The 13,686-nt window shown below is 71.4% G+C and carries 9 protein-coding genes and 4 pseudogenes; 6 read left to right on the top strand and 7 right to left on the bottom strand.

What is annotated here, in order from left to right; translation table 11 throughout:
* The 3 genes from ABZV31_RS32105 to glgB form a co-directional block, all read left to right on the top strand.
* On the top strand, positions 1 to 296 hold a 296-nt coding region (locus ABZV31_RS32105; RefSeq protein ID WP_355900401.1), incomplete at its 5' end, for an alpha-glucosidase C-terminal domain-containing protein.
* 80 nt (positions 297 to 376) lie between these two features.
* A complete protein-coding gene (locus ABZV31_RS32100; RefSeq protein WP_355900400.1) occupies positions 377 to 1,771 on the top strand; it encodes a phosphotransferase in 1,395 nt (464 codons plus the stop codon).
* 44 nt (positions 1,772 to 1,815) lie between these two features.
* A complete protein-coding gene (gene glgB, locus ABZV31_RS32095; RefSeq protein WP_355900399.1) occupies positions 1,816 to 4,458 on the top strand; it encodes a 1,4-alpha-glucan branching enzyme in 2,643 nt (880 codons plus the stop codon).
* A 53-nt stretch (positions 4,459 to 4,511) separates the two neighbouring features.
* On the opposite strand, the gene ABZV31_RS32090 is transcribed toward glgB, so the two are convergent.
* From ABZV31_RS32090 to ABZV31_RS32075, 4 genes and pseudogenes are all read right to left on the bottom strand, one after another.
* Positions 4,512 to 6,746 carry an ATP-dependent DNA helicase gene (locus ABZV31_RS32090; protein ID WP_355900398.1) on the bottom strand — a complete coding sequence of 745 codons (2,235 nt, stop codon included), beginning with the start codon at positions 6,744 to 6,746 and terminating at the stop codon, positions 4,512 to 4,514.
* A gap of 168 nt (positions 6,747 to 6,914) precedes the next feature.
* A complete protein-coding gene (locus ABZV31_RS32085) occupies positions 6,915 to 7,250 on the bottom strand; it encodes a thioredoxin domain-containing protein (protein ID WP_355900397.1) in 336 nt (111 codons plus the stop codon).
* Positions 7,247 to 7,709: pseudogene (locus tag ABZV31_RS32080) on the bottom strand (MerR family transcriptional regulator). Before ABZV31_RS32080 ends, ABZV31_RS32085 begins: the two are co-directional and overlap by 4 nt.
* Positions 7,710 to 7,754: 45 nt before the next feature.
* A pseudogene (locus ABZV31_RS32075) lies at positions 7,755 to 7,865 on the bottom strand (AsnC family transcriptional regulator); the annotation flags it as partial.
* 155 nt (positions 7,866 to 8,020) lie between these two features.
* On the opposite strand from ABZV31_RS32075, the pseudogene ABZV31_RS32070 reads away from it, so the two are divergent.
* Positions 8,021 to 8,379: pseudogene (locus tag ABZV31_RS32070) on the top strand (NAD-dependent epimerase/dehydratase family protein); the annotation flags it as partial.
* Positions 8,380 to 8,402: 23 nt separating this feature from the next.
* A pseudogene (locus ABZV31_RS32065) lies at positions 8,403 to 8,618 on the top strand (aldo/keto reductase); the annotation flags it as partial.
* 178 nt (positions 8,619 to 8,796) lie between these two features.
* Here ABZV31_RS32065 and ABZV31_RS32060 read toward each other — a convergent pair.
* Both ABZV31_RS32060 and ABZV31_RS32055 read right to left on the bottom strand, forming a co-directional pair.
* Entirely contained in the window at positions 8,797 to 9,561 is a 765-nt protein-coding gene (locus ABZV31_RS32060; RefSeq protein WP_355900396.1) for a DUF2127 domain-containing protein, read from the bottom strand.
* Between the two features lie 122 nt (positions 9,562 to 9,683).
* Positions 9,684 to 11,357, bottom strand: a complete 1,674-nt coding sequence (locus ABZV31_RS32055) for an MFS transporter (RefSeq protein ID WP_355900395.1) — start codon at positions 11,355 to 11,357, stop codon at positions 9,684 to 9,686.
* A gap of 158 nt (positions 11,358 to 11,515) precedes the next feature.
* Here ABZV31_RS32055 and ABZV31_RS32050 point away from each other — a divergent pair, with 158 nt between their 5' ends.
* The gene (locus ABZV31_RS32050) at positions 11,516 to 12,133 is read left to right on the top strand and encodes a TetR/AcrR family transcriptional regulator (protein WP_355900394.1); all 618 of its coding nucleotides are present in this window, start codon (positions 11,516 to 11,518) and stop codon (positions 12,131 to 12,133) included.
* 151 nt (positions 12,134 to 12,284) lie between these two features.
* On the opposite strand, the gene ABZV31_RS32045 is transcribed toward ABZV31_RS32050, so the two are convergent.
* Entirely contained in the window at positions 12,285 to 13,676 is a 1,392-nt protein-coding gene (locus tag ABZV31_RS32045) for a cation:dicarboxylase symporter family transporter (protein WP_355900393.1), read from the bottom strand.
* Between the last annotated feature and the right edge of the window lie 10 nt (positions 13,677 to 13,686).

The following is a 13,686-nucleotide window of genomic DNA, read 5'->3' as shown; positions in this document are numbered from 1 at the left end:
TCGAGATCCGCAAGCAGAACCACGCCTTCGGACTCGGCTCGTACAGGGAACTGCAGTCCTCCAACCCGGCGGTCATCGCGTTCCTGCGCGAGTACGAGGACGACCTCGTCCTGTGCGTGAACAACTTCTCCCGGTTCGCGCAGCCGACGGAGCTGGACCTCAGGGCGTTCACCGGGCGGCACCCGGTCGAGCTCTTCGGCGGGGTGCGCTTCCCGGCCATCGGGGAGCTGCCGTACCTGCTGACCCTCGCCGGCCACGGCTTCTACTGGTTCCGGCTCCGCAAGGACGCCGCCTAGTACCCGAGGGTGTGGCGGTTTCCCCCGCCCCACCCGTGGGCACGCGTCAGTCACACCGACCAGCGATTGGACGCGACGCCATGTCGGAAGCCGTCACACGCTCTGTCACCACATGCAGCCCAGGCCTCCTTGCGTCACTGGACCCGTTGTTGCACGAGTGGCTGCCGCGGCAGCGCTGGTTCGCGGGCAAGGGCCGCCCGGTCACGGCGTTCTCGCTGGTCGCCTCCACCGAGCTGCTGCCGGTCGACGGGAAGCTGGGCCTGTACCACCTGCTCGTCCGCGCCCATCAGCCGCTCGCGCCCGTCCTGGGCGCCGTCCCCCACCCCGGCGACTGCTACCAACTGCTCATAGGCGTGCGCGAGGCGCTGCCGCCGCGGCTGGCGCCCGCGCTGATCGGACATGTGCAGGAGGGCCCGCTCACCGGACGCACGGTGTACGAGGCCCTGCACGACCCCCGGCTCGCCGAGGTGATCCTGGAGGCGCTGCGCGCCCAGGCCCGTATCGGCGGGCTGCGTTTCGAGCGGCGGGAGGAGATACACCCCGACCTCGTGCCGCGCGTGGTGACGGCCGAGCAGTCCAACTCGTCGGTCGTCTACGGAGATACGTTCATTCTCAAACTGCTGCGCCGCGTCATGCCCGGGATCAACCCCGACCTGGAGCTGCCGCTTGCCCTGGCCCATGAGGGCTGCCGGCGGGTGCCCCCGCCGACGGCGTGGATGATGGCGGACCTGGCCGACGACTCCTACGTGCTGGGCGTGCTCCAGCCCTTCGTGCAGGGCGCGTCGGACGGCTGGGAGCTTGCTCTGCGCGAGCTGGCCAAGGGCGAGGACTTCAGCGCCGAGGCGCGGGCGCTCGGACGCGCCACGGCCGAGGTGCACACCGCGCTCGCCCGGGCGCTGCCCACCGTCACCCTGGGCCACACCCAGCTCGAGTCGCTGGTGGCCGGCATGACCGAGCGCCTGGAGGCGGCCGCGCAGGCGGTGCCCGCGCTGAGTCCGTACGTCCCCGGGCTGCACTCCGCGTTCGAGGCGCTGGCCGACCTCGCGGCCGAGGGCCACACCTGGACCGCGCAGCGCATCCACGGCGATCTGCACCTCGGCCAGTGCCTGCGCTCGCCTTCCGGCGAGTGGTCGCTGATCGACTTCGAGGGCGAGCCGGGGAAGCCGCTGGCCGAGCGGCGGATGCCGCAGCCCGTGGTGCGGGACGTCGCCGGGATGCTGCGCTCCTTCGACTACGCGGCGCACTCGGCCGGCGGCCCGCCGGCGCCGGAGTGGGCCGCGGCCTGCCGGGCCGCGTACTGCACCGGGTACGCCGAGGTCGGCGGCCGTGATCCGCGGACCGACCCGGTACTGCTGCGGGCCTACGAGACGGACAAGGCGATCTACGAGGTCGTCTACGAGGCCCGGCACCGGCCCGACTGGCTCTCAGTGCCGCTGTCCGCGGTACGCCGCCTGGCCACCTCCAACCCGACCTGACCCCGCCTGCACCTCACCTGACCTGCGCCGAGGAGGCACCGCCCGTGACCCCCCGCCCCCCGTCCAGCGGTTCGGATCCGAAGAAGACGGCCGAGGAGACCAGTACCGCGCAGCCGGCGGCCGCGCAGAAGGAGAGCGCCGCGAGGCAGACGGCGAAGAAGGCGGCCGAGAAAACCATGGAGAAGGCGACGGCGAAACTGTCGGCGAAGAAGGCAGCCGCGAAGAAGGCCACGGCCAAGAAGGCGGTGGCGAAGAAGACGGCCACGAAGACCGCGGACGCGACGAAGGCGACCGCGAAGAAGGCGACCGCGAAGAAGACCGCCGCCAAGAAGGCCACGGCCAGGAAGAACGCCGCCGGGACGGCAGTGACCCAGCCGGAAGCCGTGGCCGACATGGCCGCACCGGCGTCCCCGGAGACGATCGCGGCCAAGGCAGTGGCGGTAGAGGCGTCCGCACCGCCCGGCTCCGAGACGATCACCGCCGAGGCCGTGGAGGTGGCCGTCTCCCCCGCCGCCGACGCGGGCGACCGCGCGCGGCTGCTCAGCGGCACGCACCACGCCCCGCACTCGGTGCTGGGGGCGCATCCGGTGCCCGGCGGTGTCGCCTTCCGGGCCTTCCGGCCGTACGCGCTGGGCGTCACCGTCGTCGCCGGGAACCTGCGGGTCGATCTGCACAACGACGGGGACGGCTTCTTCTCCGGGCTGGTGCCGCTGCGGGACGTTCCGGCGTACCGGCTGGAGGTGGCGTACGAGGGGACGGTCCAGCACACCGAGGACGCCTACCGCTTCCTGCCCACGCTCGGCGAGCTCGACCTGCACCTGATCGGCGAGGGCCGGCACGAGCAGCTGTGGCAGGTGCTGGGCGCCCATCCGATGACCCACCAGGGCGTGAGCGGCACCCGCTTCGCGGTGTGGGCGCCGAACGCCGGGGGCGTGCGCGTCGCCGGCACCTTCAACTTCTGGGACGGCACCGGGTACCCGATGCGTTCGCTCGGCTCCTCGGGCGTGTGGGAGCTGTTCGTGCCCGGTATCGGCGAGGGCGAGCTGTACAAGTTCGAGATCACCCGGCAGGACGGCTCCAAGACGCTGCGCGCCGACCCGCTGGCCCGCCGTACCGAGGCCCCGCCGGCCACGTCGTCCATCGTGCACGCCTCGCACCACGAGTGGCACGACGAGGAGTGGCTGGCCCGCCGCGTTCAGACACCGGCGCACGAGGGCCCGTTCTCGGTGTACGAGGTCCACCTCCCCTCCTGGCGACCGGGACTGACGTACCGTCAACTGGCCGAACAGCTCCCCGCGTACGTCAAGGACATGGGCTTCACGCACGTGGAGCTGATGCCGGTAGCGGAACACCCCTTCGGCGGCTCCTGGGGCTACCAGGTCACCGGCTTCTACGCGCCCACCGCCCGCCTGGGCACCCCGGACGACTTCAAGGACCTGGTCGACGCCCTGCACCAGGCCGGCATCGGCGTGCTGATGGACTGGGTGCCGGCGCACTTTCCGCGCGACGACTGGGCGCTGGCCGAGTTCGACGGGCGGCCCCTGTACGAGCACGCAGACCCGCTGCGCGCCGCCCACCCCGACTGGGGCACCCTCGAGTTCGACTTCGGCCGGCGCGAGGTGCGCAACTTCCTCGTCGCCAACGCCCTGTACTGGTGCGAGGAGTTCCACATCGACGGACTGCGCGTGGACGCCGTCGCCTCCATGCTGTACCTGGACTACTCGCGCGAGCCGGGCCAGTGGACCCCGAACGAGCACGGCGGGCGGGAGAACCTGGACGCGGTGGCGTTCCTGCAGGAGATGAACGCGACCGTGTACCGCAGGGTGCCGGGCGTGGTGACCATCGCGGAGGAGTCCACCGCGTGGGACGGCGTCACCCGCGCCACCCACCACAGGGGCCCGAGCGGCTTCGGGGGACTCGGCTTCGGGCTGAAGTGGAACATGGGCTGGATGCACGACTCGCTCGAGTACATGAGCCACGATCCGATCCACCGCAAGTACCACCACCACGAGATGACCTTCTCGATGGTGTACGCCTACAGCGAGAACTACGTGCTCCCGATCTCCCACGACGAGGTGGTGCACGGCAAGCGCTCGCTGGTGTCGAAGATGCCCGGCGACTGGTGGCAGCAGCGCGCCAACCTGCGCGCCTACCTGGGCTACATGTGGTCCCACCCGGGCAAGCAACTCCTCTTCATGGGGCAGGAGTTCGCCCAGGGCGCCGAGTGGTCCGAGGTGCACGGACCCGACTGGTGGCTCCTCGACCCCGCCTACGGGGCGGAGGCCGACCACCGCGGCGTGCGGGACCTGGTGCGCGACCTCAACGCCGTCTACCGCGCCACGCCCGCCCTGTGGCAGCGCGACGTCCACCCCGACGGCTTCCAGTGGATCGTGGGGGACGCGGCGGACGACAACGTCTTCGCGTTCCTGCGCCACGACGCCGAGGGCGCCCCGCTGCTGGCCGTCTCGCACTTCGCCCCCGTGGTCCGCCACGACTACCGCATCGGCGTCCCCGACGACGTCCCCGCCTGGCTGGAGGTCCTCAACACGGACGCGGCCCGCTACGGCGGCAGCGACGTCGTGCGCCCGGACCCGGTCAAGCCGGAGCCGCAGGGCTGGCACGGCCGCCCGGCGAGCATCCGGCTGACGCTGCCGCCGCTCGCGACGGTGTGGCTGCGCCCGGCCTGACCGTTCAGGCCGAAGCGGGGGTCTGGGGGCGGCAGCCCCCAGACCGGGCACCGCTACGCCGCCAGCGCGTCGGCCAACGCCCGTGGCAGCGAACCGGTGTGCAGCACGCCGAGCCGCTGCGTGGCCCGGGTCAGGGCGACGTACAGGTCGCTCGTGCCGTACCGGCCCGGCTCGACCACCAGGACGGAGTCGAACTCCAAACCCTTGGCCTGGCGCGGGTCGAGCAGGACGACCGTCTGTGTCAGGTCGGGTTCGGCGCCCGCCGTCACCCCGTCCAGCCGCGCCGCCAGCTTCCGGTGCAGGTCGCGCGGGGCGATCACCGCGAGGCGGCCCTCGGCGGGGGTCAGCTCCTCGACCGCCTTGGCCACCGCGCCGGGCAGGTCGTCGGCGGCGCGCGCCCAGGGCCTGACGCCCGTCGACCGGACCGAGCTCGGCGGCTCGAACGCGGGGTTCTCGGCGCGGACCACGGCCGCCGCCACGTCCATGATCTCGGCCGGGGTGCGGTAGTTGACGCCGAGCCGGGTGTGCTCCCAGCGGTCCTCGACATACGGCTCGAGGATCTCGCTCCAGGAACCGACGCCCGCCGCCTCCGCGGTCTGCGCCGGGTCGCCGACCAGCGTCATCGAGCGGGTCGGGCTGCGCCGCATCAGCAGCCGCCAGGCCATCGGCGACAGCTCCTGCGCCTCGTCGACGATGATGTGCCCGAACGCCCAGGTGCGGTCGGCGGCCGCGCGCTCGGCGGCGCTGCGGTGGTCCGCATCCTCGTGCCGCTCGGCGAACCGCTCGGCGTCGATGATGTCGTGCGCGGACAGCACCTCGGACGCGTCCGGGTCACTGTCCTCCTTGTCCTCGAACTCGTACGTCCGGGAGGCGTACGACACGTCCAGCACTCCCTGGGCGTACGACACCTGGGCCTGGCGCTCGCGTTCGGCGCGGGCCCGGGCCACCCGGTCGTCCTCGCCGAGCAGTTCGGCCGCCTCGTCGAGCAGCGGGACGTCCGCCACGGTCCACGCCCGCGTCACCGGGCGGCGGATGGCGTCCGCGTCGGCCTCGGACAGGTAGCCGTCGGGTGCGGCGAGGAAGTCCGCGACCAGCCGCTGCGGGGTCAGCCGGGGCCACAACTGGTCGATGGCGGACCAGACTTCGGGGTTCTCGGCGAGCTCGTCGCGGATCTGGGTGATGTCGCCGGCGTCGAGGAGGTTCGAGCCGTCGTAGGGGTCGGTGCCGATGCGCTCGGCGAACAGGTCGGTGAGCGTGTTGAGGATGTGGCCCTCGAAGTGCTCGCGGGCCGCGTTGTGCGGGAGCCCGGACGCGCGGGTGCGCTCGCGGGCGACGTTCACCAGGCCGTCGTCGAGCATCAGGATCTCCCGGTCGTGCTCGATCGCGATCACCGGGTCGGGCAGCCCCTGCCGGTCCCGTACGACGGCGGCGAGCACGTCGGCCATCTCGGCGCGGCCCTTCACGGCAGCCGCCTCGGGGGTGTCGGTGGCCGTCGCCTTCACGCCGGGGAACAGCTCGCCGACCGTCGCCAGCAGCACACCGGTCTCGCCGAGGGAGGGCAGCACCTCGCCGATGTAGCCGAGGAACGCCGGGTTGGGGCCGACGATCAGGACGGCGCGCTTGGCGAGCAGCTCGCGGTGTTCGTAGAGGAGGTAGGCCGCCCGGTGCAGGGCGACCGCGGTCTTGCCGGTGCCCGGACCGCCCTCCACCACCAGCACCCCGCGGTGGGGGGCGCGGATGATGCGGTCCTGGTCGGCCTGGATGGTCTGCACGATGTCGGTCATGCGGCCGGTACGTGCGGAGTTGAGCGCGGCGAGCAGCACCGCGTCGCCGGTCGGGTCCTCGTGGCCGGTGCGGGTGGCGTCGCCGAGGTCGAGGATCTCGTCGTGCAGGGAGGTGACCCGGCGGCCGTCGGTGGAGATGTGCCGGCGCCGGCGCAGGCCCATCGGGGTGTGGCCGGTGGCCAGGTAGAAGGGACGGGCGACATTGGCCCGCCAGTCGATCAGGATCGGCGTGCGGTTCGGGTCGGCGGCGCGCAGCCCGATGCGGCCGATGTGGTGGCTGTTCCCGGAGGTGAGGTCGATCCGGCCGAAGCAGAGCGAGCCGTCCACGGCGTTCAGCGCGGCGAGCAACCCCGAGCGCTCGGCGACGAGGATGTCCCGCTCCAGCCTGGCCTGCATGGGCTTGTCGCCCTGCGCGAGCGCGTCCGCGACGGAGTCCTCGGTGTGGCCGCGCAGGGCGTCGACACGCGCGTACAGCCCGTCGATGAATTCCTGTTCCTGCCGCAATTCACCGTCTGGAAAATCGGTGTTTGACAATTCCGCTCCCGGCCGGATATAGTGTGCTCACTGAACTTCACTGCGACTCAATCCTTTTGAAGTCGCGAACCACCGAATATACGCACAGAAATCCCCCGAGCGCAATTGCTCGGGGGATTTCTTGGTGTCCGGCCCGCGTTACAGCACGTCCGACAGCTCCTCCAGCAGGCGCCGTATGGGCCGGGCGCCCACCATCGACTTCACGGGCTCGCCGCCGCGGAACACCATGAGCGTCGGCGTCGACAGTACGCCGTACGCGATCGTGGTCTGCGGGTTGCGGTCCACGTCCAGCTGGACGACCCTCAGCCGGTCGCCCTCCTCGAAGGCGACGCCGCTCAGCACCGGTCCCAGCTGCCGGCACGGCCCGCACCACTCGGCCGTGAACTGCACCAGCACCGGCAGGTCCGATCCGAGCACCTCCGTTTCGAAGTCCGCATCCGTCACCTCGGCCACACCCGCCACCGACCTGATCACCGCTCCTGCCCTCCCCGCTCGCACAGGGGTTCCGGACCGCCCGGAACCAGCGCATCGGCGGCCGGCGCGTCCCGCGCCCTCCCCCAAGCTCTTGACGAGCTGGGGGGTGCCCCCATGGCCCTCGCCAGCTGCGCGCCGACCTGCGCCCGCACCGCCTGCAACTCGCCGATCAGCGCGTCGAGCTCGTCCAGCTTGCGCCGGTAGACCGCGAGCGACGCCGGGCACGAGTCCCCTTCCGGGTGCCCGGCCCGCAGACACTCCACGAAGGGCCGGGGTCTCCTCCAGGTCGAACCCGAGGTCCTGCAGCGTCCTGATCTGCCGCAGCAGCTTCAGGTCACGCTCGTCGTATGCGCGGTGTCCGTGGGCGTCCCGCCGCGCGGGCAGCAGCCCCCGTGACTCGTAGTACCGCAGCGTCCGCGTCGTGGTCCCGGCCCGCGCGGCCAGCTCGCGGATTCGCATGGGTACGAACGTAGGCCTTGACGCCGACGTCAAGGCAACCCGCTCGGTGACCGCGGCCGGGCTCAGCCGGACCCGGTGCCCCAGCTCGCTCAGCTTGATCCGGCCGTCGGTCTGCAGAAGCTGGAGGATCTGCCGGTCCAGCGCGTCGAAGCTCACCGACGCTTCGTGGGCCGCGGCGCGCAGATGCCGTGGTTCTTTCGGTGCGACGACCGGATCTCCGATGTCCACCCCTTCAGACCTCGCTGATGCGCCGCGAGAATTATGGTCACCCGGTTCCGGGGACGGAACGTGTTCATTGTCAGAGGGGCGTCATGCGTGAGGTTTTGGTCATCGGCGGAAACCGCTATTCGGGAAGCGGCTGATCGCCCGGCTGCTCGCCGCGGGTGACAGGGTCACGGTCGTCAATCGCGGATCGTCGGCACCACCGTCCGGCGCACTTCATCTGGTCGCCGACCGGAATGACGAGAACGCGCTGCGGGCCGCGCTCGGCCCGCGCATCTTCGACGTCGTGGTCGACCAGGTCTGCTACACGCCCCGCCAGGCGGCGACCGCCCGACGGGTCTTCACCGGCCGCACCGCCCGCTACGTGATGACGTCGACGGTGGAGGTGTACGAGTACGAGAACTCGATCGCGCCCGTGCGCGAGACGGACGTCGACCCACGCGCCGTCGCCGCCGACCTGCGCCGACGACGTACGGCAGTGACACCTCCGGCGTGCTGGTGGCCACGAAGGGCGGCCGCGGCCGACCGTCCCCCAGTGCCTCAAGGGCCTGGGGGGACCCCCAGGGCAGCTGGACCGTCACCGGATACCCGCGCCATCTGAAGGCGGCCACGGAGGCTTCCCTGAAGCGGCTCGGCGTCGAGGCCATCGGCCTCTACCAGCTCCACAAGCCCGATCCCCAGGTGCCGCCGCATCCGTGCGGCGGCGCGTCAGCAGCAGGAGCAGGGCCGCGATCGGGCCGTGGATCTCCACGCCGCCGCCACGGGCCCATGCGATGCCGGTGGCGACGAGCGGGCGCGCGGGAGCGGCCAGGGGCTGGGCGGGAAGCGCATCGAGGAGCGGTTCGCGGGGCGTGGCGGCGGGTCCCTAGACGGCCACCCCGGCGGACTCCTCCACCTCGAGCAGCGAGGCGCCGCGGCGCTCCTCCTCGAAGGCCTTCCGCCCGCCGCGCAGGCCGAACAGGCGCTTGGCGAGGGCGATGTAGAGGACGGCGAGGATGTTGAGGACCAGCGTGGCGATCTTCAGCCCGCTGACGTGCTCGGTGAGTTCGTAGACCTCCAGCGGAAGGAAGGCAGCGGTGGCGACCACCGTCAGGTACTCCGCCCAGCGCTTGGCGTACCACAGGCCGACCGCCTCGACGAGCTCGATCAGCGCGTAGGCCACCAACAGCGCGGCCAGCAGCACCAGCGTGGAGTGCTGGTAGCCGAAGGACTTCTGGATGGTGCCGACCACGGGCGAGTGGTCGAGGTCGTAGTGGAAGTGCCGGAAGACCGGGCGGAAGATGTCCAGGTACTCGTTGAACAGCCGTCGCACCGCGTCCTGGCTGTTGCTGAACTTCCACACCGCCACCGCGACCAGCACGATGAACACCCCGCGGAGGGCCCGCTCGATCGCGAGGAAGCGCAGAATGAGCAGGTCCCGCAGCACCTTCCCGCGCGGCACCAGCGGCGCCTCCGCGGTCGGCCCGGAGCCGTGCGGCTCGCCGAGCACGAAGTCGCCGCAGCGCAGGCACCGCCACACCTCCCCGAGGGCGGTGTCGGCGTGCAGCCGGACCCGCAGCCGGGGGTCGTCCGGCGCATAGGTCACATGCCCTCGGCGCGCGCAGGTGCGCCGGTCCCAGTCGATCGTCATCCCCCGTGCCTCCATACGAACTTCACACGCATACGAACTTCACAGCATACGAACGTGCCGTGCCGGTCGATCCGGCACGGCACGTTAGTGCATGCAGGTGAGAAACCGTGGCGAGGGCCCGGTCAGCGCGTCCCGCTGCCCACCAGTTCCTTCGCCTCCTCCGGCTCCTGCGTCACGGCGGCCTGCCCGCGCGGCAGCAGCAGGGCGACCAGGACCGTGCCCACGGCCAGGATCACGGCGCCGACCAGGCTGGTGTGGGCGACCGCGTCGGAGAAGGAGGAGCCGACCGCGTCGGTCATCTGCCGGGCGCCCTCGGCGAGTTGGCCGGCCTGTGCCTTCAGCTGGGCGGCCTGCTGCGCGTCGCTCGTGTGGGCCGCCTGCTCGGCGAGCTGCCGGGCCCTGTCCCCGATGCCCTGGGCGACCTGGTAGCCGGCACCGACCGAGTCCTGGGCGGTGGACAGGGCGCTCGCCGGGAGCTTGCTGCCGGCGGTGGCGTCGGAGAGGTGGTCGGAGTACGACGTGGACAGCAGCGAACCGAGGATGGCGATGCCGAGCGAGCCGCCCAGCTCCAGCGAGGTGTCGTTCACGGCGCCGCCGACGCCCAGCTCGGACTCCGGGAACGCGCCCATGATGGCGTCGGTGCAGGGCGAGAGGGCGAGCCCGATCGCCAGGCCCAGGACGATCAGGGGCGCGACGAAGTCGCCGTACGAGGAACTCCCGTCGACCTGCGTGAGCAGGGCGAGCGCGGCCGTGCCGCCGACCATGCCGGCGGTCACCGTCGGCTTCATGCCGATGCGCGGGGTGAGCCAGCCGGTCAGTGCCGAGCCGACGAAGACGGCACCGGCGAGCGGCAGCATGCGCAGGCCGGTCTGCAGGGCGTCGTAGCCGAGGACGAACTGCAGGTGCTGGGTGAGGTAGTAGAAGGCGCCGAAGACGGCCAGGAAGAACAGTGCGACGGCGAGGTTGGACCCGGCGAACCGGCGGTGCGCGAAGCGGCGCACGTCGAGCACCGGGCGCGGGTGGCGCAGCTCCCACAGGACGAAGGCCACCAGCCCCACGCCTGCGACGACCGCGGCCGTGACCGCCTTGGCGCCCCAGCCGAAGTGCGGCCCCTCGATGATCATGTAGACCAGCGAGCCGATCCACACCACCGACAGCAGCCCGCCGACGTAGTCGATGCGCTCGTGGTGCGCGGCCTTCGACGGCGGGACCAGGACGAAGGCGGCCACGAGGGCGACGGCGGCGATCGGCACGTTGATCAGGAAGGTCGAGGACCAGCCGTGGTCCTTGAGCAGCGCCCCGGCGACGACCGGACCGGCCGCGATCGCGAGCCCGGCCGTCGCGGTCCACAGGGTGATCGCCTTGGCGCGTTCGGCGCGCGGGAAGGTCGCGGCGAGCAGGGAGAGGGTGGCGGGCATGATCAGCGCGGCGCCGACGCCCATCACGGCGCGGGCCGCGATGACCGTCGTGGAGCTGTCGGCGAAATAGCCGAAGACGGCCCCGCCCCCGAAGACGACGAGCCCGAGGCCGAGTGCGCCGCGCCGGCTGTACTTGTCGCCGATCGCGCCGAGCAGCAGCATCAGCGCGGCGTACGGGACGGTGTAGCCGTCGATCACCCACTGCAGGTCGGCACTGGACAGACCGAGGTCCCGGGTCATGTCGGGCGCGGCGACCGTGAGGGCGGTGTTCGCCATCACGATGATCAGCAGGCTCAGGCAGAGCACGAGGAGCGCCCACCAGCGCCGGGCGTAGGGGCGGTCCCTCCTTTCGACCGGTTCGTTCAGGACGAGTCGCATGGCAGGGTTCGCCTTCCTCAAGACGTACATGACGGACTTGCACATCGATGTGCAATTGCTCAACCATGTGCAATGTACGTCGTTGCACAACGCTGTGCAAATCGAGGAGGTGAAGCCGTTGCGGAGGAACCGGGAGACCGGCCGCGGGGGCGGGCAGAATGGCAGCCATGACCACGGGTAACACCAGTCGCGCCGACGCGAACCGGCGCCGCATCCTCGACGTCGCCCTCGCCGAGCTACTGCGCGACCCCGACGCGTCCATGGACCAGATCGCGCGCGCCGCGGGTGTCGTACGGCGGACGGTGTACGGGCACTTTCCCAGCCGCGAGGCGCTGATCAGCACGCTGGTCGACGGCGCGGTGCAGGCGCTGGCGGACGCGCACGCGGCGGGCCGCGAGGGCGTCGAGGACCCGGCGGAGGCCGTGGCGCGCTCGGTGCTCGCGGTCTGGGAGATCGCCGACCGCTACCGGCTGCTGGTCGCGCTGGCCCAGCGCACGGTCACCATGCAGGGCATCCGCGAACGCCTCGCCCCGGTCCGCGCAAGCGCCGTGGAACTCCTGCAGCGGGGGCTCGACCAGGGCGTCTTCTGCTCACCGCTGCCGGCGCCGGCCCTGGCATACGTGCACGAGCAGATGCTGTTCGCGCTGATGGAGGCCGTGAACGACGGCCTGCTGGCAGCACAGGAGGCGGGCCGCTCCGCCGCGGTCACGGTGCTGACCGCTGCGGGCGTGCCCGCCTCCCATGCCACCGCGCTGGTGGCGAAGCTCAGCGACTGACAGCCGCACGGCGACAGAAGATCCCGCCGTACGGCCCCAGGCCCGCACGGTGACAGAAGATTTCGCCGCACGGGCCTGGGGGCCGGGCAACTGAGCGACGGGGGAAGAGAGCTCAGCCACCCGGAGTACCGGGAGGGGGACGCAGGCCCGCTCAGGCCTTGGCGAGTTCCTTCTCGCCGTCCTCGCGCTGCTCGGGCACCCCGGTGCGGGTTCCGTCGTCCTCGGCGGCGTCGAGCAGCGTCTTCTCGTCGAAGGGCAGCTCACCGGCGAGCACCCGCTGCACCCGCTCCTTGTCGACCTCGCCGGTCCAGGTGCCGATCAGCAGGGTGGCGACGGCGTTGCCGGCGAAGTTGGTGAGGGCGCGGGCCTCGCTCATGAAGCGGTCGATGCCGATGATCAGGCCGACGCCGTCGACCAGGGCGGGCTTGTGCGACTGCAGACCGCTGGCCAGTACCGCGATGCCGGAGCCGGAGACGCCGGCCGCGCCCTTGGAGGCGACCATCATGAACAGCAGCAGGCCGATCTGCTGGCCGATGCTCATCGGCTGGTCCAGGGCGTCCGCGATGAACAGCGAGGCCATGGTCAGGTAGATCATCGTGCCGTCGAGGTTGAAGGAGTAGCCGGTCGGCACAGTGATGCCGACGACCGGCCGGCCGACGCCCAGGTGCTCCATCTTCGCGATCAGGCGCGGCAGCGCGGACTCGGACGACGAGGTGGACAGGATCAGCAGGAACTCACGGCCGAGGTACTTCAGCAGCTGGAAGAGGTTGACCTTGGCGACCAGGCGGGTCAGCGTGCCGAGCACGATCATTACGAACAGCACGCAGGTGACGTAGAAGCCGAGCATGATCGTGGCGAGCGCCTTGAGGGCGTCCATGCCGGTCTCGCCGACCACGGCGGCCATCGCGCCGAAGGCGCCGACGGGAGCGGCCCACATGATCATCGCCAGCACGCGGAAGACCAGCCGCTGGATGTGCTCGACCCCGCGCAGGACGGGCTCACCGGTGCGGCCCATGGCCTGCAGCGCGAAGCCCACGAGCAGCGCCACGAGCAGAGTCTGCAGCACCTGGCCCTCGGTGAAGGCCGACACGAACGTGGTCGGGATGATCCCGAGCAGGAAGTCGACCGGCCCCTCGGCGGCGGCCTTCGCCTGGTCGTGCCCGACGGTCTTCACGGCGTCGGTCAGGTGCATCCCGCTGCCCGGGTGGATGATGTTGCCGACGACCAGGCCGATGGCCAGGGCGACGAACGACATGGCGACGAAGTAGCCGAGCGCGAGCCCGCCGACCTTGCCGACCTTCGCGGCCTTCCGCACGGACCCGACACCGAGCACGATCGTGCAGAAGATGATCGGCGAGATCATCATCTTGATCAGGTTCACGAAGCCCGTGCCGAGCGGCTTGAGCTCCTTGGCGAAGTCCGGCGCGGCGAATCCGACCGCGATACCGAAAAGCACCGCGACGATCACCGCGATGTAGAGGTAGTGGGTGCGGTCCCGCCTGGCGGGGGGTGCGGCAGGTGCCGTATCGGCTGCGCTGGTCACGGCGGCCCTC

The organism is Streptomyces sp. NPDC005202 (assembly GCF_040608235.1).
In the GTDB taxonomy this organism is placed as follows: domain Bacteria; phylum Actinomycetota; class Actinomycetes; order Streptomycetales; family Streptomycetaceae; genus Streptomyces.
Note: the sequence above shows the minus strand (reverse complement) of the source record. Positions and strands in the feature narration are given on the sequence as shown.

What these genes read in the sequence shown, in the direction of transcription:
- ABZV31_RS32100 (WP_355900400.1), top strand. Translation starts at nt 377, where the DNA reads ATGTCGGAAGCCGTCACACGCTCTGTCACCACATGCAGCCCAGGCCTC.
- ABZV31_RS32060 (WP_355900396.1), bottom strand. Translation starts at nt 9,561, where the DNA reads ATGACGATCGACTGGGACCGGCGCACCTGCGCGCGCCGAGGGCATGTG.
- ABZV31_RS32055 (WP_355900395.1), bottom strand. Translation starts at nt 11,357, where the DNA reads ATGCGACTCGTCCTGAACGAACCGGTCGAAAGGAGGGACCGCCCCTAC.
- ABZV31_RS32050 (WP_355900394.1), top strand. Translation starts at nt 11,516, where the DNA reads ATGGCAGCCATGACCACGGGTAACACCAGTCGCGCCGACGCGAACCGG.